Raw genomic sequence first — 21,988 nt, 5'->3', positions numbered from 1 at the left:
TCTCCCTCAAGAGCTCGGAGCGGCGACCAAGCGGTCTGCCGCATCAAAGACGAAGACATCATTGGGATCGAGCACGGCATCGATGGTCTGACCCGGCTCGAACTCGTGCACGCCGTGCAGCACCGCAACCCAATTCGATCCGTCGCGGGTCAAATGCACAAAACTCTCCGAACCGGTGATCTCGGTCACCGTCACAGTGGCATGGAAGGCGTGGCGATCAGTCTCGCCATTGGCGAGCGCAAGCTGGTGGGCGCGAAAACCGACGCGATAGGCGCCGTCGGCGAGCGACGAATAGAGGCCGGACGCCGGCGCGGCGATGCCTCCCGCATATTGCACGGAGCCGTTCTTCTTCTCGATGCCGACGAGGTTGAGCGGTGGATCGGAAAACACCTGCGCGACGCGCAGCGTCCGGGGGCGGCGGTAGACGCCGGGCGTCTCGCCGATCTGGAGCGCCTTGCCCTCCCACATGCACACCGTGTTGCCGCCGAGCAGCAGCGCCTCGGTCGGCTCGGTCGTGGCATAGACGAAGATCGCGCCTGAGGCCTCGAAGATGCGCGGCAGCTCGGCGCGCAGCTCTTCACGCAGCTTGTAGTCGAGATTGGCGAGCGGCTCGTCGAGCAGCACGAGGTCGGCGCCCTTCACCAGCGCGCGCGCCATCGCGGTGCGCTGCTGCTGGCCGCCGGAGAGCTGGAGCGGCGTACGCTTCAGGAACGGCTCGAGNGAGCCGCAACAGCCTGGCGGCTTCCGCCACGCGCGTCTCGATCTCCTCGCGCGGCTTGCCCTGCACGCGCAAGGGCGAGGCGATGTTCTCGTAGACCGTCAGCGAGGGGTAGTTGATGAACTGCTGATACACCATTGCGACCGAACGCTGGCGCACGTCGATACCCGTGACGTCCTTGCCATTGACCAGCACCTTGCCCGTGGTCGGCTTGTCGAGGCCGGCGAGCAGGCGCATGATCGAGGTCTTGCCAGACAGTGTCGGTCCGAGCAGCACGTTGAGCGTGCCGCTCTCGAGCGTCAGCGAGACATCGCGGATATGCTCGACACCGTCGACGGTGCGGGTCACGTGCTCGAGTGTCACACTCATGAGCGTCCTCCTGCTTCGAGCAGAGGACTTTGCGATACAATTTGGGTCCTGATCCAGTCGTCCAGTGCGGCAATTTCGTCGGCCGATAGACGCAGGCCAAGCTTGGAGCGGCGCCAGACGATATCCTCGGCGGTCACCGCCCATTCGTTCGTCATCAGGTAGCGAACCTCACGTTCGGTCAGAGTTGCGCCAAAGGCCTGGCCGAGATCGGCCGCCGATTTGGCGTCGCCAAGCAGCTTGATGGCGCGGGTGCCATAAGCGCGTGCGAGACGTCGCGCATGCCCGTGGCTCAGGAAAGGATAGCCGCGCTGGAGCTCGGCGATCAGACCATCGACGGCGGAAACGTCCATGTCACCGCCAGGCAGCGGCCATTTGCCGGTCCAGCCTTCGCGTGCTTTCGCACTGCGAAGATAGGGCGCGAGCCGCTCCAGCGCCTCTTCGGCAAGGCGGCGGTAGGTCGTGATCTTGCCGCCGTAGATCGACAGCAGGGGCGAACCGCCGGGCGTGTCGAGCTCGAACACATAGTCGCGGGTCGCGGCCTTGGCCTCGCTGGCGCCATCGTCATAGAGCGGACGTACGCCGGAATAGGTCCAGACCACGTCCTCAGGCGTCACGGGCTTGGCGAGATACTCGCTCGCGGCAGCGCAGAGATACTGGATCTCCTCGCCCGTCGCCTTCACCTTGGAGGGATCGCCGTCATAGTCGCGGTCGGTGGTGCCGATCAGCGTGAAGTCGTCCTGATAGGGGATGACGAAGATGATGCGGCCGTCGGCGTTCTGGAACATGTAGGCGCGGTCGTGGTCGTAGAGCTTCTTGACCACGATGTGCGAGCCCTGCACCAGCCGCACCTTGGCTTTCGCGTTGACGCCGGCACCGCGCCCGAGCACGTCCTCGACCCAGGGACCGCCGGCATTGACCAGGGCACGGGCCTGGATCTGCGAACGCGCACCGGTCAGCGTGTCGACCATGCTAACGGTCCAGACGCCGTCGGATTGCCTGATATCCGTCGCGCGGGTGCGGGTGCGGATCTCGGCGCCCTTGTCGGCGGCATCGCGCGCATTGAGCACGACCAGGCGGGCGTCATCGACGAAGCAGTCGGAATATTCGAATGCGCGGCTGTAGCGATTCGGGATCAGCGGCTTGCCGACCTCGTCGCGCCTGAGATCGAGCGAACGCGTCGCCGGCAGCAGATGGCGGCCGCCGATGTGATCATAGAGGAAGAGGCCGAGGCGCAGCAGCCAGGCCGGACGCAGTCCGGCGTGGTGCGGCAAAACGAAACGCAGCGGGCGGATGATGTGGGGCGCGATGCCCCAGAGGATCTCGCGCTCGATCAGCGCTTCGCGAACCAGCCGGAACTCGTAATATTCGAGATAGCGCAGGCCGCCATGCACCAGCTTGGTCGACCAGGACGACGTCCCGCTCGCCAGATCGTTCATTTCGCACAGGAAAACCGTGTTGCCGCGGCCCACGGCATCGCGCGCAATGCCGCAACCGTTAACACCGCCTCCAATGATGGCGAGGTCGAAAATACGCTCCAACAGACGCATCCCCCGGAAACCGCTCGTTCAGCCGAGCCGGCAGCTTTCGTTTTTGATTAGATCACACCAGAAAACGAAAGCAAGACGAAAGAGAGACGGAAAGAAGCGAAAATGGAACTTTCTGTGGGGCAGTTCGCCGTCAAATTGAGCAGCCAAAGTGATGTCGCTGCACGCAGCCCCCGCTCTTGAATGGTCATCTCCAGCCTATATAGTCATAATAGTCATATTGGTTCTCGGCATGCCGGGTCACAGCCCCCCTTCAGATTCACACCCCACCGACACGTGGACGCTCGCCAACGCGAAGGCCCGCTTGTCCGAGGTGGTCGACCGCGCCCAAACCGGTCCACAAATCATCACCCGTCATGGCAAGCCCAACGCCGTGGTGGTTTCCGCCGAAGAGTGGGCGCGAAAGACTGCCCGCAAGGGCACGCTCGCCGAGTTTCTGCTGGCCTCGCCACTGCGCGGCGCTGAGCTCGAATTTGAACGCGTGCATGACGAACCACGCGACGAGCTACCGTGAACCTGCTCCTCGACACCGTTGTGCTGTCGGAGGTTCAACGGCCGGCGCCTTCTCCGAAAGTCATGGCGTGGCTCGATACCATTGATGAGGATCGCGCCTTCATCAGCGTTGCCACAATCGCCGAGCTTCGTCGCGGCGTTGCCCTGCTGGATGACGGACGCCGGCGTACGGCGCTAAGTGCCTGGCTAACCCATGATCTGCCGGCCCGTTTTGCAGATCGCATCTTGCCGATCGATCATGCCGTGGCTGAGCGCTGGGGCGATCTAATGGCGCAGAGTCGCCGCAATGGCATCACGTTGTCGGTGATGGATGGATTCTTCGCGGCGACTGCACTCGCCAACATCCTCACGTTCGTCACCCGCAACGTGAAGGATTTTGCCGCGCTCGGCGTGCCGCTGCTCAACCCCTGGGACGGCGTCTAAAAACTCTTATCGTAGCCGTACCACGGGTGCGGCTTCAGGCGCCGCATCCTGCGCATCGGCCTGGGGATCATCGATATCGGCGCTCTTCGGCATCGCCTCCACCACCTCGATGCCCTTGCTGTGGCAGATGGTGGCGAGGCGCTCGGGCAGCTCCTGGTCGGTCACGAAGGTCTGGATCTGGGTCATGTGCGCAATGCGGACCGGCGCGCTGCGGCGAAGTTTTGTGGAATCGGCGACCAGCATGACGCTGCGGGCATTGGCGATGATGGCCTGCGCCACCTGTACCTCGCGATAGTCGAAGTCGAGCAGCGCGCCCTCCTCGTCGATCGCGGAGGCGCCGATGATGGCGTAATCGACCTTGAACTGGCCGATCAGTTGCGTTGCGGTCGAGCCGACCACGGCGCCGTCCGCGCGGCGCACCGTACCGCCGGCGACCACCACCTCGATGCGGGGATGGCGGTAGAGCAGCATGGCCACATTGAGGTTGTTGGTGATGACCAGCAAATCCTCGTGCGAGGTCAGCGCGCTCGCCACCTCCTCCGTCGTGGTGCCGATGTTGATGAACAGCGAGCAGCCGTTCGGGATCAGCGATGCTGCGGCGGCGCCGATCGCCTTCTTCTCGTCGGCGGCCACGAAGCGCCGCGCCTCATAGGCAAGGTTTTCGACGCCTGAGGCGATGATGGCGCCGCCGTGGATACGGGTGAGCGATCGGCGCTCGCAGAGATCGTTGAGATCCTTGCGGATGGTCTGCGCCGAGACTTCGAACCGGCGCGCCAGCTCCTCGACCATGACGCGGCCGGAGGCGCGGGCGATGTTGAGAATCTCGGCTTGGCGATGGGTTAATCCGGTCACGGCAATGGCCTCAAATCAGAATGGTGCATGGTGCGGCTTCCCGCGCGCGCGGTCAATGCGCATGCCGATCACGGTTCACGGATGAAGCCCTTTTTCTGACCAAGCCAAGCCTTACCACGCCAAGCCTTACCAAGCCATGGCGCGCGCGAGCCGCGCGAGCAGCTCGGGATCGTCGAAGGCGCTGGCGGAGGCGACCGCGCCGGATCCGACAAGGTCAGCATCGCTAAGGCTGGTCCGGATGCCGATGGTCGGGATACCGGCGGCGGTGGCCGACTGCACGCCGGAGCGGGAATCCTCAAAGGCGATCGAGGCTGCCGCACTGGCACCGACGAAGCGCAGCCCCTCCTGATAGGGCAGCGGATGCGGCTTGCCGTATGGCAGCTCGTCGCCGATCACGAGTGCCTTGAAGCGCTGCGTGATGCCGAGGCCGGAGAGCAGCAGCTCGGCATTGAGACGCGGCGCGTTGGTGACGGCGACCATGGGAATGCCGGCAGCATCGGCGCGGTCGAGCAGCGCCATCAGGCCCGGCAACGGTTCGATCTGCCCCGCGACCAGGTCGCGGAACACTGCTTCCTTCTCACCGAGAATCTCGGCGCGGCGCTCCAATGTCTCGTCAGGCAAAAAGCGTTCACCGATCGAGACGTTGGCGAAGCCTTGCAGCTCCCTGGAGAAGCGCGCGTGGTCGAAGACATGGCCGTGCGGGCCCAGCACCTGATTGAACGCCTTCAAGTGCAGCGGGTCGGTGTTGGCGAGCGTGCCGTCGATGTCGAACAGCAATGCCCTGCCCAGTCCCTGGATCATATCGTGTTCCCCTCGCGCACGGCGCAACGATGCGCGAGACGTATCAACTTGGCCCTGATGTCGCAATGCAGCCCGTTGCGGCGATGGCGACGTGACACTCGACAAAATCGAATGCGGCTGCAACATTGGCCGCAACATCAAGAATGGAGGATAGGATGACACTCGATCGCGATCACGCCGCCAGGACCGACCATGATGCGGTGGCACAAAAAGTCGAGGCTTTTCGCCTCGCCCAGATCGCGGCCGATCCAAAGGCGCTCAGTGCGCTATGCGCTGACGATCTGAGCTACAGCCATTCCAACGGCTTCCTCGAGGACAAGGCAGCCTTCGTCGCCAACGCCACAGACGGCAAGACGAAATTCCTGTCGATTGCGTACAAGGATCCGACCATCAAGATCGTCGGCCCTGCCGCGATCGTCCGCTTCCACTGGATGGCCGAGATGATGACCGACGGAAAGAAAGTGGCAAACAGCCTCCACATCCTGATGAACTGGCAGAAACAGGGCGGCGAGTGGAAGCTGTTGTCGCGCTCCGCGACAAAATTGTGATCATGCTGCCGATCCGCGCGAGCCGCAGCGCCTGAAACTGCCACCGCCCGTCCATTTCGGCGAGCCGGAGCGGCTGATCTGGGCGCAGGTGTTCGAGGAGCACGTCGTCAAGACGACCGCCGCTGCCAGCATCCTGCAGAGCGGCCTCGAAGCGCATCAGCGGGCTCGGGTGGCGCGGGAGACGATCGATCGCGAGGGCATGACCTGTACGGGACGCGATGGGCAGCCGAAGCAGCACCCATTGCTGGCCGTCGAGCGCGACGCACGGGCGGCTTTCTTGCAGGCTCTCAAGGTTCTCGATCTGGAGCTGTGACATGACAATCAGGCAAAGCGATAAGGGCGGCGATCGGATCTCGCCGAAAGCGATCGAAATTTTTAAGGCGATGCAGGAGTTATCAGGCTGCGTTTGCGCGGTGATGACGTCGCGCTGCCCAGTCTGCGACGAGTGCTGGCGGCTGCACAACGAACTGCACGACGAACTGCAGCTCAAGCCGTATCAGTGGCCTGCGATCGTTAATCCCGATGAAGGCGAGAGCGTGTATCCGCCCGAGAGCGGTGGTGCCGCATGGCATCCGCAGGCCAAGGCGCTTTGGAGAGAGCTTGAGCGGAGGGCGGCGCATCACAGCATTGATCGATGCTGCAGGGCTTAATGGTTGATCCCGGTATTGGCCCGGATGTGGCGAGCGAGTGACATTGGCTGGAAACGGGGCAAGATAGACGTAGATTCGCACAAATTACAGGCGAGTGCCTGTTCGTAAGTCAGCGAGTGCCTACCTTGTGCGTTGCGTCGTGTCGGCACCCGGGTGTCCAATGATCGTCATGTGCTCACGCTGATTCGAGGCTTTTACGAATCAGGTATGGCCTGCTATGTAGTAACTCTACATAGGGGAGATGTGAGCCGATGGTAACGAGTAAGCAACCGCGCGTTAGCGCAAAGGGACTGAAAGTGCTGCACGCATTCGTAGATGCTGGAAACCGCGAGCTTTCTGGCGCTGACATCGCCGAGCGAACGGCTATCCTGTCAGGGACGCTCTACCCTATTCTGATCAGGTTCAAGTCGGCCGGCTGGCTGAAGGATCGTTGGGAGGATGACGAGCCAGTCGAGCTTGGTCGCCCTAAGCGGAGGTATTACAGGCTCACCGCTGCAGGCCAAGCGGCTTATCGGCAAAATCTTCCGACCGCCGCGCCCAAGGGAGGTCTTGCATGGGCATGACGCTTCTGGGGATTCTCGCGACGATCCTGATCAGTCTCTTCGTTCGTTTGCTCGGTGTCGAGATTGGAGTTCGGCATCTGCCGCTCTGCCGTTGGCTGGTGAAGGTTGCGGCTGCACGGCTGCCGCCCGAGGAGCGTCCAGCCATCGAGAGCGAATGGCTTGCTGTCATCGAAGACCTTCACAGCCCGACGGAGCAGCTTCTGCACTCGCTGAGTTATGTCTGGTCTGCGTTTCGTATTCGGCAGGCAATTGCACCAGAGACGCGCCTCGATTCAATCAAGAGAGACGCATTGGTCGGCCAATTGGCAGGCATCGGGCTTTCGGTCATGCTGGGCTCATTTTTTGCCAACAGATACGAAGCGAAAATGATCCCGTTCGTTAAGTCGCACGTCACGAACTCTCGGCCTATCATATTGGCGGTGTTGATCGCACTGGTGCTGGTAATGGCTATGGCCGCCTATGCTAACCATCGCATTTTGGTCTGGTGGTTCATTCGCCGTGAAGAGAGACGGCAAGCACGACTTGCCGCTGCCGATCAGGATCAACCGTAGAACGGCGCCACGCGGCGCCTCGCAGAGGGGCTTTTCAGGGACTTGCGCCGTCTAACTAATTGATATCTATGGCTGTCCCCTCTCCCACAAGGGGAGAAGGAAAAGGCAGCGGCATCAAGGGCTGCAAAAATTTCCGACCACGCTCCCGCGCTCCGGAATGGCGGCTCCTACGCCGCCTCCTTCACATCGCCGTTCACCAGCTTGCGCGCAGCACGTTCGGCTTCGCGGGCGTTGCGGAAGAGCTGGCCTTCGAGGCGATTGAATTGATGGGACGAGGCGAAGAAGCGGTAGCCGCCCTGACCGCGCACGACGATGCCCGCGGTCTCTGAGTTAACTTCGATAATGTAGCTATCTGGCATGGCCCGTGGATTCCTCAGTGCGGGCAAATAACGACAATTTTGCCCAAAGGTTCCTGAGGGCAAATCGGCCGTTCCACCCCGAATCGACGGGCTATTGAGTACGCCGGGACCTCATCCGTTTTGTGACCTGTTCTTGGCGAAGAAGCGACGGGTTGACTCATCAGTGCCGCGTTTCGCGATGCCGCAAGTTTTCGCGAGGCGGGACGAAGCGCGGCGCGATTACGTCGCGATTGGCGGATCGTTGCGCTGGATCACTTGTGGGTGGCCGTGATCGTCGATCGAGACATAGGTGAAATTGCCGTCGGTCACGAGCATCGGTTGCAGCTCGCGCCGCCGCAGCGCCCAGGCTTCGAGATGGACCGTCATCGAGGTGCGGCCCACGCGCACGAGGGTGGCGTAGACGGAGACGAGATCGCCGACATAAACCGCTTTGCGAAAATTCATCGCCTCGATCGCGACCGTAACAGTGCGCGACTTCGCGAGTTTCGAGGCGAACACCCCGCCGCCGACGTCCATCTGGCTGAGCAGCCAACCGCCAAAGATGTCGCCATTGGCATTGGTGTCGGCGGGCATCGCCAAGGTGCGGATGCAGAGATCGCCGCTCGGCCCGGTGTCGGACGTTTCGGTCATGTGGATCTCACTTGAAATTGTCCCAGCCCGGATCGGGCGCGAAGCGTTCGCCGAATCGCTCGGCCAACGCGCGCAAGCTGGATACAATATTTTCCACGCCGCGCGTGCGCGCATAGTTCAGGGGACCGCCGCGAAACGGCGCATAACCCGTGCCGAAGATCATGGCGCCGTCGACCGCATCGCCATCGTCGACGATGCCTTCGCGCAGGGCTGCGACACAGACATTAGACATCGGCAGCACCAGGCGGTCGATCATCTGATCAGTGACGCGCGGACCGGTCTCGGGCAATGGCGCCTTCTCGGCCTTGCCGTCCTTCCAGGTGTAAAAGCCCTTGCCGGACTTGCGGCCGAGCTCGCCCTTGGTGACCTTCTCGCGCAGCCAGGCCGGCGTCGGCGGCAGCATGTCGCCGAACTTGGCGCCCAGCATGTCGCCGACATCGAGGCAGATATCGAGACCGACCTGGTCGGCGAGCTCGATCGGTCCCATCGGCATGCCAAACTGTTCCGCCGCCGCATCAATCAGGCGCGGGTCGGTCTTCTCGTCCAGCATCACCATGGCTTCGAGCATATAGGGCGTCAGCGCACGGTTGACGAGGAAGCCGGGCGAGCTCTTGACCGCGAGCGGCAGGCGATCGATCGCGCCGACGAAAGCGAGCGCCGCCTTGAGCACCTGCGCGTCGTTGCCGTCATGGCTGACGACCTCGACCAGTTGCAGGCGCGACACCGGATTGAAGAAATGCAGGCCGACCAGCCGCTCCGGCCGCGCCAGCGTGGTGCGCAGATCCTGAAGCGGGATGCTCGACGTGTTGGTCGCAAGGATCGCGCCCGGCTTCATCCTGGGCTCGAGGCCGGCATAGACCTTCTGCTTCAGCTCGAGCTTTTCCGGCACCGCCTCGATGATGAGATCGGCATTGCGGACGCCCTCGCCGTCCATGTCGGGGATCAGCCGATCGAGCGCGTCGCGCACCTCGGTGGCTTTTCGGATGATCTTGCCGTAGAGCTCGGCGGCGCGTTTCACCGCGCCCGCGATCGGCTCGGCCTTCATATCGGCCAGGGAGACGCGCAGCCCCTGCCCGGCGACCCAAGCCGCGATGTCGCCACCCATGGCACCGGCGCCGATGACGTGGACGTGCTTGATCGTGTTGCCGGAGCCTGCGGCCTTCTTCATCTGCTCGCGCAGGAAGAAGACGCGAATCAAATTCTGCGCGGTTGGCGTCACCATCAGCCTGGCGAAGGAGGCCTGCTCCGCCTGCAGCATCGCGGCCTTGCTGCCGCCATGCGTCTCCCAGAGATCGATCAGCGCGTAGGGCGCGGGATAGTGCTCGCGCGGCGCGGCCTTCGCCGCCTCGGTGCGCATGCGCCTGGCAAGCAGCCCGCGCACGGGGCCGAGATTGGCCGCGCGGGTGAGCAGGCCGGGCTTCGCCCGCTTCATGCGGCCGAACAACACGTCCTTCACGGCGCCCCTGACGTGACGCTCCTGCGTCACGCTGTCGACGAGGCCAAGCGCTTTGGCGCGGCGTGCGTCGATGGTGCGGCCGGTCAGCATCAGCGCCATGGACTGAGTCGGATTGACCAGCGTCGTGAAACGCGCGGTGCCGCCGAGGCCGGGATGCAGGCCCAGCATCACCTCCGGGAAGCCAAAGCGCGCGCCGTCGACGGCGATGCGGGACTGGCAGGCGAGCGCGACCTCGAGCCCGCCACCGAGGCAGAAACCGTGAATGACCGCGACCGTCGGCAGCTTGAGAGCTTCCAGATGATCGACCACCGCATGCGCGGCACGGATTCGCGTTTCCACCACCTTGGGATCGGACGCACCGCGGAATTCGTTGACGTCGGCGCCGGCGATGAAGCCGGACGGTTTCGCCGAACGGATCACGAGGCCAGCGGGGCGCTCGGTCTCGATCGCCGCGAGGGCGGCGTCGAACTCCTCCATCACATCGGAGGACAGCGTGTTGGCACTGGAATCGGCACGATCGAACAACAGCCAGGCGACGCCGTCGGCGTCACGCGTCAGCTTGAAGTGCTTATAGGGACCATCTGCTGCCGGCGGGGGCCCGAGCGAGAGCACGCGATCGCCGAGCGCGGTCATGATTTTTGAATCCATGGTCACACCGCCTCGATCAGCATGGCGCCGCCGAGCCCGCCGCCGATGCATTCGGTGGCAATCCCGCGCCGCGTGCCGAGCCGCTTCATCGCATTGACGAGATGCAGCACGATGCGGTTGCCTGACGTGCCGACGGGATGGCCGAGCGAAATGGCGCCGCCATCGACGTTGAGTCTTTCGCGATCGATCTCGCCGGCAGCGCCGTCGAGCCCGAGAATCTCGCGGCAGAACTTGTCGTCGTTCCAGGCGGCGAGGCAGCCGAGCACTTGCGTGGCAAAGGCCTCGTTCAGTTCCCAGGTCTCGATGTCCTGGAGGGTGAGGTTGTTGCGGGTCAGAAGCGGCGTCGCCGACATCACGGGGCCGAGCCCCATGATGCCGGGATCGAGCGCGGCCCAGTTGCTGTCGACGATTGCGGCTTTCGGCGTCAGCTTGTGTTTTGCCACAGCCGCGTCAGAGGCGAGGATCACCCACGATGCGCCATCGGTGATCTGCGAGGAATTGCCGGCGGTGACCTGGCCCCAGGGACGCTCGAACACCGGCCGGAGTTTTGCCAGCGTCTCGGCCGTGGAGTCCGACCGCACGCCGTCGTCATGGTCGAAGAACTTGCCGTCTCGGGAGAACGCAGTTTCGACCTCGCCTTTCAGGAAGCCTTCGGCCTGTGCATGGGCGAGCCGGCGATGGCTTTCGGCGGCATAGGCATCGGACTGCGCGCGGGTGATGCCGAAGAGATGACCGACGACTTCGGCGGTCTGGCCCATGTTCAGTTCGGTGATGGGGTCGGTGAGCCCGCGCTCGAGGCCGATGATCGGCTTGAGATAGCGCGGCCGCAGCTTGAACGCTGCGGCGAGCTTCGCGGCTACGCCTTTGGCCGTGGCGAGGCCAGCGAACCAGCGCACGCCGGAATTCGGCCAGACCAGCGGCGCATGGCTCAGCGCCTCGGTGCCACCAGCCAAAACCATGTCGGCATGGCCCTCGCGGATATAGCGATAGGCGGTATCGATCGACTGCATCCCGGAGCCGCAATTGATCTGCACGGTGAAGGCAACCATGTCTTCGCCCATGCCGAGCCGGAGTGCGGCGACGCGGGCCGGATTCATCTCGTCGGCGATGACGTTGACGCAGCCGAGGATGACCTGGTCAAAATCCGTTGGCGCAAACGGCTGGCGCGCCAACAGCGGCCGTCCGCATTGCACGGCGAGATCGACAGGCGTGAACGGCCCCGGCCCGGATCTCGCCTTCAGAAACGGTGTCCGGCTGCCGTCGATGATGAATACCGGTCGTGCCATCAGCTCGCCGCCCTCTGTTCACCGAGTTCCTGGAAGAACTGATGCACGTCGCCGATTTTCTTGTAAATCGGCGACAGCGCCTCCGGCGCAAAATCGTCGACCTCGATGACTTCCGTGACCGCGGCATGAGCAGAAGCGAGCTGCTCGCCTTCGGCCTGCGTGATCACGCCCTTGGTCACCGCGTCCTTCCAGTCCTGGACATGCGCGGCGCGCACGCGCTTGGCAATGGCGTCGGTCGCCGCGACCAGCTTGAAGGCGCGCTCCAGCCGGGCGAAGCCGCTGTCGTCGTCGACATGGGCGAGATCCGGCGTGAGGCGCTCACGTGCGGCCGAGGGCTCGAGCACGAGGCTGGCGCATCGATGCACGACGCGATCGGAGGGACCGAGTACGCGGGCACCGAAGGGCTGGACCACGAGCTTGAGGATGGCGGCGACGAAGCGGTTCGGCAAATTGGCGAGGATTTCGGCAAACCTCGCTTCGATGGTCTTGAAGCCCGTCGCCATGCACCATTCCAACGCGGCGAAATCCTCCTTCTGCCGACCCTCATCCTGCCAGCGTTTCAGCGCGGCCGAGAGCAGGTACAGCTCGGAGAGGATGTCGCCGAACCGCGCCGACAACATCTCCTTGCGCTTGAGCGCGCCGCCAAGCGTCAGCAGCGCCAGATCGGCGCAAAGCGCGAACGCCGCGGAGTAGCGCGAGAGCTGGCGATAGAATGGCGTTGCATCGCCGGCATCCGGCGCCAGCGCAAAAGCGCCAAAAGTCCAGCTTCGTCCGAAGGCGCGGAACAGCGTCTGGAAGCTGTGACGGACATGTTTCCAGAACGCATTGTCGAATGCGGTAAGCCCGCGCTCGCGATCGGTGTCCGCAAGCGCGTTCATCTCGTCGAGCAGATAGGGATGAGCGCGGATTGCACCCTGCCCGAATATGATGAGGTTGCGCGTCAGGATGTTGGCGCCCTCGACCGTTATGCCCACGGGCACGGCGCGGTGCAGATTGCCGATGTAGTTTTGCGGGCCGTCGATCACGGCCTTGCCGCCGTGGATGTCCATGGCATCGTCGATCGCGATGCGCATGCGTTCGGTCGCATGCAGCTTCATGATGCCTGATATCACGGCGGGGTGGATGCCGGCATTCAGCGCCGCGCAAGTGAGCCGCCGCGCGGCGTCGAGCTGGTAAGCGGTGGCGACGATGCGCGCGAGCGGCTCCTGGACGCCCTCGAACCTGGAAATGGAGATGCCGAACTGCTCGCGGATGCGGGCATAGGCACCGGTCGTCCGCGCCGCATAGGCAGCACCGGCTGCGGAGAGCGACGGCAGCGAGATGCCGCGACCGGCGGCAAGCGCGGTCATCAGCATCTTCCAGCCCTGGCCCAGCCGTTCCTGGCCGCCGATGACATAGTCGAGCGGAATGAAGACATCGCGGCCCCGGTTCGGGCCGTTCTGGAATACCTGCATCGACGGCAGATGACGGTGGCCGATCTCGACGCCGGGCAGATGGGTCGGGATCAGCGCGACGGTGATGCCGAGCTCTTCCTGATCGCCGACCAGATGATCGGGATCATAGGCTTTGAAGGCGAGGCCGAGCAGCGTCGCGACGGGGCCGAGCGTAATGTAGCGCTTGTGCCAGTTCAGCCGGAGACCTGTGACCTCGCGGCCCTCGAACACACCCTTGCAGATGATGCCGCTGTCGACCATCGAGGCGGCGTCGGAGCCCGCCTCCGGGCTGGTGAGGCCGAAGCAGGGAATGTCGCGGCCGTCGGCGAGCCGCGGCAGCCAGCGCTCCTGCTGCTCTTTGGTGCCGAAGCGCATCAGGAGCTCACCGGGGCCGAGCGAGTTCGGCACCATCACCGTGACGGCGGCAGCGATCGAGCGGGTCGAGATTTTCCGCACCACTTCCGAATGGGCATAGGGCGAGAAGCCGAGGCCGCCGAATTGCTTCGGGATGATCATGCCGAAGAACTTCTCGCGCTTGATGAAGGTCCAGGCGTCCTGCGGCAGGTCGCGCCACTCCCAGAAGATCTTCCACTCGTCGAGCATGGCGCAGAGCTCATCGACGGGGCCGTTGAGGAAGGCGCGCTCCTCGGCGGTCAATGTCGCCTGCGGGGTCTTCAGCAGCTTCGACCAGTCGGGGTTGCCGGTGAAGAGGTCAGCGTCCCACCAGACGTCGCCAGCCTCCAGCGCCTCGCGCTCGGTGTCGGACATCGCCGGCAGCACGCCGCGGGCCCAGGAGAAGATCGGTTTTGTCAGTCTGTCGCGGCGGAAGCTCATGGCGGACCTCATGGATCGGCGCGGTGACAGGGCATTTTAGCGGAAAGTGGCCGCCGGAGGGGAACATCTCGCCTGCGACATTGACGCGGCCGGGCGGTCGCTCGAACCATAACGGCCTGGGCGCGGGGACAGTTCCGGGAGGGAGAGGAGCCGTAGCCCGGATGGAGCGAAGCGCAATCCGGGCTACAGGTCAGGGCTTGACCGGATCAGTCGGGCCGGATCATCTCGAACATGTTTTCCGGCTTGATCTCGAAATAGTCGCCGCGGCGGCCTGCGCGCACGATCGGGCGGGCCGCCGCGGTCTGGTAGACGCCGTCCTTGATCATGGCCTTGTCGATGTGGACGGCCACGACCTCGCCGAGCGTGAGCCAGGCATTCGCCTCCTTGCCGTCGGCACCCTTGAGACGGACGATATCGGACACCTTGCACTCGAAGGCGACCGGGCTCTCGCCGACGCGCGGCACGTTGACGAGCTTGCCCGGGACTGCCGTCAACCCTGCGAGCTTGAACTCATCGACCTCGGGCGCGACATGCGCGGCGGTCGCGTTCATCTGCTTGGCCAGATCCATGGTGGCGAGATTCCAGACGAACTCGCCGGTCTGCTGGATGTTCTCGACCGAGTCCTTCCAGTGGGTGGAGGAGAAGCCGATGATCGGCGGCACGTAAGCGAAGGCGTTGAAGAAGCTATAGGGCGCGAGATTGACGTGGCCCTTGGCATCGCGGGACGAGATCCAGCCGATCGGCCGCGGCGCAATAATGGCGTTGAAAGGGTCGTGCCTGAGGCCGTGGCCCTTGGAGGGTTCGTAGAAATGCAGGTCTTTCTCGGTCACGCTGGCTCTCCACTCTCCGTCATTCCGGGGCGGTCCGCAGGACCGAACCCGGAATCTCGAGATTCCGGGTTCGCCTCTTCGAGGCGCCCCGGAATGACAGAGAAGCAGCTTATAGGGAGAAAAGTCCCGCCCCGTCAGTGGCGCGGGGACAGACCGGCGATGACGAAATCGATCATCTGGTCGATGGTCGGGCCCGGCTTGGTGGCGCACTGGGCGATCATCTGGGGGTGGAAGAAGCGGATCATCGCGCTGCAGGCGCAGAGCGCAGCCAGTTGCAGGTCCGGCGCCTCGAACTCGCCGGAAGCGACGCCCTGCGCGATCATCTGGCCGATCATGCCGGCGATGCATTCCATATGGGCGACGCAGACGTCCCAATCCTCCTCCATCGCGATCGCGACCATCTCGTGCAGCTTGTTATCGCCGACATAGCGCTCGGTGTTCATGCGGTGGATGGTGGTGAGCAGCTCGCGGAAACGCGGCAGCACCGGACCGGGCCGCGCCACGATCCGCTGCGCCTCCAGCTCGACCCCGCCCATCAGCGAACGCGCCACCGCCTGGTGGATCGCCTTCTTCGATTCGAAGAAGCGATACACGTTGGCGGGGCTCATCCTGAGCTCCTTGGCGATGTCGCCGACCGTGGTCTTCTGGTAGCCGATCTGACGGAACAGCCGCTCGGCCACCTCGAGGATGCGATCCCGGGTGTCGACTTCGATATGTTCCGAAACAAGGGCCATCAGTCAGGACTCGTTGGTCAGCAGTCTTCTCATCTATTCAGCCGCTTCGGCAAGCGGAATTGCATGCGGGTCATCGCTGCCATGTTGCGGTGCGGCGGGCTGCTCGGGCGTTCCTGCCTCGTCCAGGCTCTTGCGGAACCAGAGGGCGTAGAGGCCCGGCAGGTACAGCAGCGTCAGGAACGTCGCGACGAACAGGCCCCCCATGATGGTGATCGCCATCGGGCCCCAGAACGCCGAGCGCGACAGCGGTATCATGGCCAGGATGGCGGCGAGCGCCGTCAGCACCACGGGACGGGCGCGGCGGACGGTCGCCTCCACGATCGCCTCGCGGCGGGTCAGGCCGTGGCTGACGTCGGTCTCGATCTGGTCGACCAGGATGACGGTGTTGCGCATGATCATGCCGGCGAGCGCGATCAGGCCGAGCAGCGCCACGAACCCAAACGGTGCATTGGCGATGTTGAGGCCGAAGGAGGCGCCGACAATGCCGAGCGGCGCGGTCAGGAACACCAGGAACAGGCGTGAGAAGTTCTGCAACTGGATCATCAGCAGCGTCAGCATCACCATGACCATCATCGGAAAGAGGATGAAGATCGAGGCATTACCCTTGGCGGATTCCTCGAACGCACCACCCGGCTCGATGCGGTAGGCCGGCTCGAGGCTGTCCTTGATCGCCTGAAGCTTCGGCGTGATCTGGTTGGTGACATCAGGCGCCTGCACGCCGTCGACGACGTCGGAGCGCACCGTGATCGCCATGTCGCGGTTGCGCCGCCACATGATCGGCTCCTCGTGGGCGTATTCGATCTTGGCGATCTGCTGCAGCGGGACGGCAACGCCGTTCTTCGAGGTGATGGTGAGATCGCCGACGCCGCCGAGGTCGAGACGTTCGGACGGGATCGCACGTGCGACCACGCCGACCTTCTCGATGCCGTCACGCACGGTCGTGACCTGCGCGCCGGAGATCAGCATGGACAGCGCCTGCGAGACCTCCTGCGGGGTCAAGCCCATGGCGCGGGCACGGTCCTGGTCGACGACGAGCTTGAGGTAGGGCGACTGCTCGTTCCAGTCGAGCTGGACGTCCTTGACGTTCTTGTTCTCGCGCATGACGTCGCGAACCTGATAGGCGATCTCGCGCACCTTGTTCGCGTCAGGCCCGATCACGCGGAACTGCACGGGGAAGCCGACGGGGGGGCCGAAATTGAAGCGGTCGACGCGCACGCGCGCTTCGGTGAGCATGCCGTCGGCGACGGCGCCCTCGATCTTGGCCTTGACGCGCTCGCGCCCCTCGACGCCCTTGGCGACGATGACGATCTCGGCGAACGCCTCGTTCGGCAGTTGCGGGTTGAGGCCGAGCCAGAAGCGCGGCGAGCCCTGGCCGACATAGGAGGTGTAGGTCTCGATGTCCTTGTCGTCCTTCAGCAGCGTCTCGGCCTTCTTCACGGCCTTCTCGGTGACGTTGAAGGCGGTGCCCTCGGGCAGGCGCAGCTGGAGGAACAGCTCAGGCCGCTCCGACAGGGGGAAGAACTGCTGCTGGACATGGCCGAAGCCGACGATGGAGGCAACGAACACGCCGACGGTCGCGGCCACCACGGTGATGCGATGATTGACGCACCATTGCACGACGGCACGCAAGCCGCGGTACATGCGGGTCTCGTAGACCGCATGCGGATCGTGGTTGGCGTGGACCTTGATGTTCGGCAGCAGCTTGACGCCGATATAGGGCGTGAAGATCACCGCCACGAACCAGGAGGCGATGAGCGCAATCGCCACGATCCAGAAGATGCTGCCGGCATATTCGCCGACCGCCGAATTGGCAAAGCCGATGGGGAGGAAGCCAGCGGCCGTGACCAGCGTTCCCGTGAGCATCGGAAACGCAGTTGATTCCCAGGCAAAGGACGCCGCGTGCATGCGGTCCCAGCCCTGCTCCATCTTCACCACCATCATCTCGACCGCGATGATGGCATCATCCACGAGAAGCCCGAGCGCGATGATCAGCGCGCCGAGCGAGATGCGGTGCAGGTCGAGCGACATCGAGTTCATGACGATGAAGACGATACCGAGCACCAAGGGCACGGACAGCGCGACCACGATGCCGGTGCGCCAGCCGAGCGCCAGGAACGAGACGAACAGCACGATCGCGAGCGCTTCCATGAAGGAGTGCACGAACTCGCCGACGGCATGCTCGACCACCTTGGGCTGATCGGCGATCAGCGAGACGTCCACGCCTTGCGGCACCGCCTTCATGAATTCGGCGGTCGCTTTCTCGACGTCCTTGCCGAGTTCGAGGATGTTGGCGCCCTTGGCGGTGACGACGCCGATGCCGATCGCTGCCTTGCCTTCCTGACGGACGACGAAGCTCGGCGGATCGACATAGCCGTGGCTGACGGTGGCGATGTCGCCGAGGCGGAAGACGCGGCCATTGCTTTCGACCGGGGTCTCGGCCACGGCCTTGGCGCCGTCGAGCGCGCCGGTGACGCGCAGCGGCACGCGCTGCGACGAGGTCTCGACCGTGCCGGCCGGCGTCACGTTGTTCTGCTTGGCGAGCGAATCGAACAGCGCCTGCGGCGTGATGCCGAGCGTGGCGAGCTTGGCGTGCGAAAACTCGACGTAGATGCGCTCGTCCTGGTTGCCGTACATGTCGACCTTGGTGACACCGGGCACCTTGAGGAGGCGCTGGCGGAAACCTTCCGCGACCTTCTTGAGCTGAGCGTAATCGGCGCCGTCGCCGGTCATCATGTAGAGGATGGAATCGACATCGGAGAATTCGTCGTTGACGACGGGTCCGAGAATGCCGGCCGGCAACTGGCCCTGCACGTCGACCAGCTTCTTGCGCAGCAGATAAAACAGATACGGCACGTCCTTTGGCGGCGTGGAATCGCGGAAGGTGACCTGGAGCGCGGTGAAGCCCGGCTTGGAATAGGTTTGCACCTTCTCGAAATAGGGCAGCTCCTGGATCTTCTTCTCGATGGGATCGGCGACCTGGGCCTGCATCTCCTGTGCGGTCGCCCCCGGCCACAGCACGGAAACGTTGACCACCTTCACCGTGAAGAACGGATCTTCGGCGCGGCCGAGCTTCTGATAGGAGAAGAAGCCGGCAACGCCGAGCACGAGCATCAGGAACAGGACCAGCGTCGGATGGCTGACGGCCCAGGCCGAAAGGTTGAAGCGCTTCATCGCACTCTCCGGAAAATCGATCCAATTGCCCAAACGACAGCCGCTCTGATCAACCGTCGTCGCGAGGCAGCGAAGCAATCCAGGGGGCTGGGCAGGTTCTGGATCGCTTCGCCGCTTCAGCCTTTGCGTAGGGGCAAAGGCAGAAGCTCACCTCACACGACGTAACTGGTCGTCACGCCTAGAAAGACAGCGCCGACACGACCCGCACCTTCTGGCCGGGGTCGAGCTTCTGCACGCCGAGGGCGACGATCTTGGCACCCTCGTCGACGCCGCCGGTGATGACGACGTCGTTGCTGTCGTAGGACTTCACCACAACAGGCTTGAGCGTGACCGCGCCGTTGTCGTCGACGACGAAGAAGGACGGCTTGCCGCCTTCGTTGAACAGCGCCGACAGCGGCAGCCGCGCGACGCGCTCGGTGCCGGCATCCGACAGCGTCAGCGTCGCGGTCATGCCGAGCGCGACCTTGTCGCCAGCCTCGGGCAGCGAGAATTTTGCGAGATAGGTGCGCGTGGCCGGATCGGCGGCCGGCGCGATCTCGCGCAGCTTGGCGACATATTTCTTGTCCGGCTCAGACCAAAGAGTGACGCTGGCGACGCCCGACTTGGCGCGTCCGACCAGCGTCTCAGGGATCGCGACGACCGCTTCCTTTTCGGCAAAGCGGGCGACACGGATCGAAGCCTGGCCCGCGGCGACCACCTGGCCGGGCTCGATCAGCGTTGCGGTCACGACGCCACGGGCGTCGGCAACAAGCGTCGCGTAGGAAAGGGAATTCTTGGTCAGCTCGACCGAGCGGACGGCGCGATCAAGGCGCGCACGGGCTTCGTCAGCCGCGGCGCGGCTCGAATCCATCGCGGCGTCCGTGGTCCAGCCCTTGGCTTTCAGATCCTTGGCGCGCTGCTCGGCCGCGGCGGCCTGGGCCAGCACGCCGGTTGCGGCGGTCTGTTCGGCGACGGCCTGCTCGGCCTGGAGCTTCAGATCGACCTCGTCGAGGGTGGCGAGTGCCTGGCCGACGTCCACGGTCTGACCGACCTCAACAAGGCGTTTTGCGACCTTGCCGGCGACGCGGAAACCGAGATCGCTCTCGATGCGGGGCTTGATGGTGCCGACGAAGCTGCGCTCCGGGGTCTCGGCGTCATAATGCGCGGTCGCGACCAGGACCGGCCGCGGCGGCTCGGCTTTTTGCGCCACGGAATCGTTGCATCCGGCCAGCGCCGCGGCCATCAGGGCCAGCGACACGCCCGCCAAGAGCCTGGAATAGCTGGACAAAATCGACCGAACCAACATCGGGGACACTCCTGCGTCTGCACTGAGAGGAATGTCGAATAATCACTGATAAAAGTCAATAATCGTCAGTCATCAGTAATGCGTGATCGTTAAGAGATGGTAAGGCTCGAAAAAGGGTGCCAGGAAGGTGCTATCGTAGGGTGGGCAAAGCGTAGCGTGCCGACGCATTTTTCGTTGTCGAGAGAGATGGCGGGCACGGCGCAGAGCGCCTTTGCCCACCCTACTCCGGAACCTACGTCAGCGGTGATCTCTAGCGCCCCTGTTCGCCGAACTCGTGCTTGCTCTCGTGGCCGCCGATGAAGACCAAAATGCCGGCGAGCAGCGGCAGCACGGCGAGCACCAGCAGACCCGTCGAGGTCTGCCCCGTCGCTTCCTTGACCCAGCCGATTAGATACGGCCCGCCGAAGCCGGCGAGATTGCCGATCGAGTTGATCAGCGCGATGGCGCCGGCGGCCGCCGTGCCGGAGAGCCAGGCGGTCGGCAAGGTCCAGAACACGCCGAAGACGCAGAACACGCCGATCGCTGCGAAGGTCAGCGCCACCATGGTCAGGGTGGGGTCGGTGAGATAGCTGGAGATGGCGAGCGCGATCGCAATCAGGATCATGGGCGCGCCGACATGCATCACGCGCTCGCGCGTGGCGTCCGAATGCCGCGCCCACAGGATCATGGCAATGGTGCCGAACAGATATGGGATTGCAGTGACGAAGCCGGTTTGGGCATTGGTGAGGCCGAACGCCTTGACGATCTGCGGCAGCCAGAACTGCATGCCATAGAGCGCACCGACGAAGCCGAAATAGATCAGGCTGAGTGCGATCACCTTCGGTGACGACAAGGCTTCGCCGAGCGACAGATGCTTCACCGCCTGCTTGGCGGCGATCTCCGAATCGAGCTTCGCCTTGAGCCAGGCCTTCTGCTCGGCCGAGAGCCAGTCCGCCTTCTCCGGCTTGTCGGTGAGGTAGAACCAGGTGACGATGCCAAGCAGCACCGAGGGAATGCCCTCGAGAATGAACAGCCACTGCCAGCCCCTCAGACCCATCACGCCGTCGAGCCCGAGCAACAGGCCCGAAATCGGCGCGCCGATCACAGTCGAAACCGGTACGGCGATCGCGAAGGCTGCGAGAAAGCGGGCGCGGTATTCGGCCGGATACCAATAGGTGAGATAGAGGATGATGCCGGGGAAGAAGCCGGCTTCGGCGACGCCGAGCAGGAAGCGCAGGACGTAGAAGCTGGTCACGCCGCTCACCAGCGCCATCAGCGCCGAGATGATGCCCCAGGTCACCATGATGCGGGCGATCCAGCGGCTGGCGCCGAACTTTTCCAGCGCGAGGTTGCTCGGCACCTCGAAGATGAAATAGCCGATGAAGAAGATGCCGGCGCCCCACGAGAAGATCAGCGGCGTGAACTTCAGCTCCGCGTTCATGGTCAGCGCGGCGAAGCCGAGATTGACGCGATCGAGATAGGAGAAGAAGTAGGCCAGAACCAGAAACGGGATCAGGCGCCAGGAGATGGCGCTAATCGTTGAGGTCTCAATGGCGCTTTTCGCACCGGCGGAAGCGGTATAGGTCGTGGTCTGGCTCATGGCGTCCCCCGTATTGTTGCTTTTGTGAGCTGATCCCGGTTTTGAGCATCGCGGCCAAAGAGTCAATGGAACAAGCAATGCATGGGACGCAGCCAAATCATTCTGCCGCACTGCTACTGACATCGCTGACCCGCGCCCGCATCTTCTCGCCGTGGATTTGGTCGCGTATGCGATCGGGATTGCGCTCGGAGTTTGGATCGATCGGCTCGCC

General features: G+C 63.9%; 21 protein-coding genes and 1 pseudogene. 7 read left to right on the top strand and 15 right to left on the bottom strand.

Going from position 1 to position 21,988, the window contains the following annotated elements:
* Positions 1-6: 6 nt before the first annotated feature.
* The 3 genes and pseudogenes from AOQ71_RS34870 to glpD all read right to left on the bottom strand — a co-directional run.
* Positions 7-720, bottom strand: a pseudogene (locus tag AOQ71_RS34870) (ABC transporter ATP-binding protein); the annotation flags it as partial.
* 1 nt (position 721) lies between these two features.
* Positions 722-1,087 (bottom strand): ATP-binding cassette domain-containing protein (locus tag AOQ71_RS49090; RefSeq protein WP_245317328.1); only part of this gene is annotated, 366 nt, incomplete at its 3' end.
* Entirely contained in the window at positions 1,084-2,634 is a 1,551-nt protein-coding gene (glpD, locus tag AOQ71_RS34865; RefSeq protein ID WP_057756999.1) for a glycerol-3-phosphate dehydrogenase, read from the bottom strand. The genes AOQ71_RS49090 and glpD, both read right to left, overlap by 4 nt.
* A 229-nt stretch (positions 2,635-2,863) precedes the next feature.
* On the opposite strand from glpD, the gene AOQ71_RS34860 reads away from it, so the two are divergent.
* Together AOQ71_RS34860 and AOQ71_RS34855 are read left to right on the top strand one after the other, a co-directional pair.
* The gene (locus AOQ71_RS34860) at positions 2,864-3,145 is read left to right on the top strand and encodes a type II toxin-antitoxin system Phd/YefM family antitoxin (RefSeq protein ID WP_057757245.1); all 282 of its coding nucleotides are present in this window, start codon (positions 2,864-2,866) and stop codon (positions 3,143-3,145) included.
* Positions 3,142-3,567 (top strand): type II toxin-antitoxin system VapC family toxin, encoded by a 426-nt coding sequence (locus tag AOQ71_RS34855; RefSeq protein WP_057756997.1) that lies wholly within the window; start codon positions 3,142-3,144, stop codon positions 3,565-3,567. The genes AOQ71_RS34860 and AOQ71_RS34855 overlap by 4 nt, the downstream gene beginning before the upstream one ends.
* Before the next feature lie 6 nt (positions 3,568-3,573).
* On the opposite strand, the gene AOQ71_RS34850 is transcribed toward AOQ71_RS34855, so the two are convergent.
* Complete coding sequence (locus AOQ71_RS34850) at positions 3,574-4,419, bottom strand: DeoR/GlpR family DNA-binding transcription regulator (protein WP_057756995.1); 846 nt, start codon at positions 4,417-4,419, stop codon at positions 3,574-3,576.
* A gap of 126 nt (positions 4,420-4,545) precedes the next feature.
* On the bottom strand, positions 4,546-5,220 hold the full coding sequence (locus AOQ71_RS34845; RefSeq protein WP_057756993.1) for an HAD family hydrolase: 675 nt from the start codon (positions 5,218-5,220) through the stop codon (positions 4,546-4,548).
* 155 nt (positions 5,221-5,375) lie between these two features.
* Between AOQ71_RS34845 and AOQ71_RS34840 the strand changes: the two genes are divergently transcribed.
* From AOQ71_RS34840 to AOQ71_RS34820, 5 genes are all read left to right on the top strand, one after another.
* Positions 5,376-5,768, top strand: coding sequence for a nuclear transport factor 2 family protein (locus AOQ71_RS34840; protein WP_162268447.1), 393 nt, complete (start codon positions 5,376-5,378; stop codon positions 5,766-5,768).
* Positions 5,769-5,856: 88 nt separating this feature from the next.
* Positions 5,857-6,081, top strand: coding sequence for a P27 family phage terminase small subunit (locus AOQ71_RS34835; RefSeq protein ID WP_057756989.1), 225 nt, complete (start codon positions 5,857-5,859; stop codon positions 6,079-6,081).
* Between the two features lies 1 nt (position 6,082).
* On the top strand, positions 6,083-6,418 hold the full coding sequence (locus tag AOQ71_RS34830) for a hypothetical protein (RefSeq protein ID WP_057756987.1): 336 nt from the start codon (positions 6,083-6,085) through the stop codon (positions 6,416-6,418).
* A 251-nt stretch (positions 6,419-6,669) separates the two neighbouring features.
* Complete coding sequence (locus AOQ71_RS50060) at positions 6,670-6,981, top strand: helix-turn-helix transcriptional regulator (protein WP_083514723.1); 312 nt, start codon at positions 6,670-6,672, stop codon at positions 6,979-6,981.
* Complete coding sequence (locus AOQ71_RS34820; RefSeq protein ID WP_057756985.1) at positions 6,972-7,532, top strand: hypothetical protein; 561 nt, start codon at positions 6,972-6,974, stop codon at positions 7,530-7,532. The genes AOQ71_RS50060 and AOQ71_RS34820 overlap by 10 nt, the downstream gene beginning before the upstream one ends.
* Positions 7,533-7,699: 167 nt before the next feature.
* Here AOQ71_RS34820 and AOQ71_RS34815 read toward each other — a convergent pair whose 3' ends face one another.
* The 10 genes from AOQ71_RS34815 to AOQ71_RS34770 form a co-directional block, all read right to left on the bottom strand.
* The gene (locus AOQ71_RS34815; protein WP_057756983.1) at positions 7,700-7,891 is read right to left on the bottom strand and encodes a hypothetical protein; all 192 of its coding nucleotides are present in this window, start codon (positions 7,889-7,891) and stop codon (positions 7,700-7,702) included.
* Between the two features lie 219 nt (positions 7,892-8,110).
* Positions 8,111-8,521, bottom strand: coding sequence for an acyl-CoA thioesterase (locus tag AOQ71_RS34810; RefSeq protein WP_057756981.1), 411 nt, complete (start codon positions 8,519-8,521; stop codon positions 8,111-8,113).
* A gap of 7 nt (positions 8,522-8,528) precedes the next feature.
* Positions 8,529-10,625, bottom strand: a complete 2,097-nt coding sequence (locus AOQ71_RS34805; RefSeq protein ID WP_057756980.1) for a 3-hydroxyacyl-CoA dehydrogenase NAD-binding domain-containing protein — start codon at positions 10,623-10,625, stop codon at positions 8,529-8,531.
* A 2-nt stretch (positions 10,626-10,627) separates the two neighbouring features.
* Positions 10,628-11,911 carry an acetyl-CoA C-acetyltransferase gene (locus AOQ71_RS34800; RefSeq protein WP_057756978.1) on the bottom strand — a complete coding sequence of 428 codons (1,284 nt, stop codon included), beginning with the start codon at positions 11,909-11,911 and terminating at the stop codon, positions 10,628-10,630.
* On the bottom strand, positions 11,911-14,178 hold the full coding sequence (locus AOQ71_RS34795; protein ID WP_057756976.1) for an acyl-CoA dehydrogenase: 2,268 nt from the start codon (positions 14,176-14,178) through the stop codon (positions 11,911-11,913). The genes AOQ71_RS34800 and AOQ71_RS34795 overlap by 1 nt, the downstream gene beginning before the upstream one ends.
* A gap of 206 nt (positions 14,179-14,384) precedes the next feature.
* The gene (locus AOQ71_RS34790) at positions 14,385-15,008 is read right to left on the bottom strand and encodes a flavin reductase family protein (RefSeq protein WP_057756974.1); all 624 of its coding nucleotides are present in this window, start codon (positions 15,006-15,008) and stop codon (positions 14,385-14,387) included.
* A gap of 134 nt (positions 15,009-15,142) precedes the next feature.
* A complete protein-coding gene (locus AOQ71_RS34785) occupies positions 15,143-15,742 on the bottom strand; it encodes a TetR/AcrR family transcriptional regulator (RefSeq protein WP_057756972.1) in 600 nt (199 codons plus the stop codon).
* Between the two features lie 33 nt (positions 15,743-15,775).
* Positions 15,776-18,913, bottom strand: a complete 3,138-nt coding sequence (locus AOQ71_RS34780) for an efflux RND transporter permease subunit (protein ID WP_057756970.1) — start codon at positions 18,911-18,913, stop codon at positions 15,776-15,778.
* Positions 18,914-19,091: 178 nt separating this feature from the next.
* The gene (locus tag AOQ71_RS34775) at positions 19,092-20,198 is read right to left on the bottom strand and encodes an efflux RND transporter periplasmic adaptor subunit (RefSeq protein ID WP_057756968.1); all 1,107 of its coding nucleotides are present in this window, start codon (positions 20,196-20,198) and stop codon (positions 19,092-19,094) included.
* 250 nt (positions 20,199-20,448) lie between these two features.
* Complete coding sequence (locus AOQ71_RS34770) at positions 20,449-21,777, bottom strand: MFS transporter (protein ID WP_057756966.1); 1,329 nt, start codon at positions 21,775-21,777, stop codon at positions 20,449-20,451.
* Positions 21,778-21,988: the final 211 nt, after the last annotated feature.

It is taken from the genome of Bradyrhizobium manausense, assembly GCF_001440035.1.
In the GTDB taxonomy this organism is placed as follows: Bacteria; Pseudomonadota; Alphaproteobacteria; order Rhizobiales; family Xanthobacteraceae; genus Bradyrhizobium; species Bradyrhizobium manausense.
This window is presented reverse-complemented; position numbering and strand designations above follow the sequence as displayed.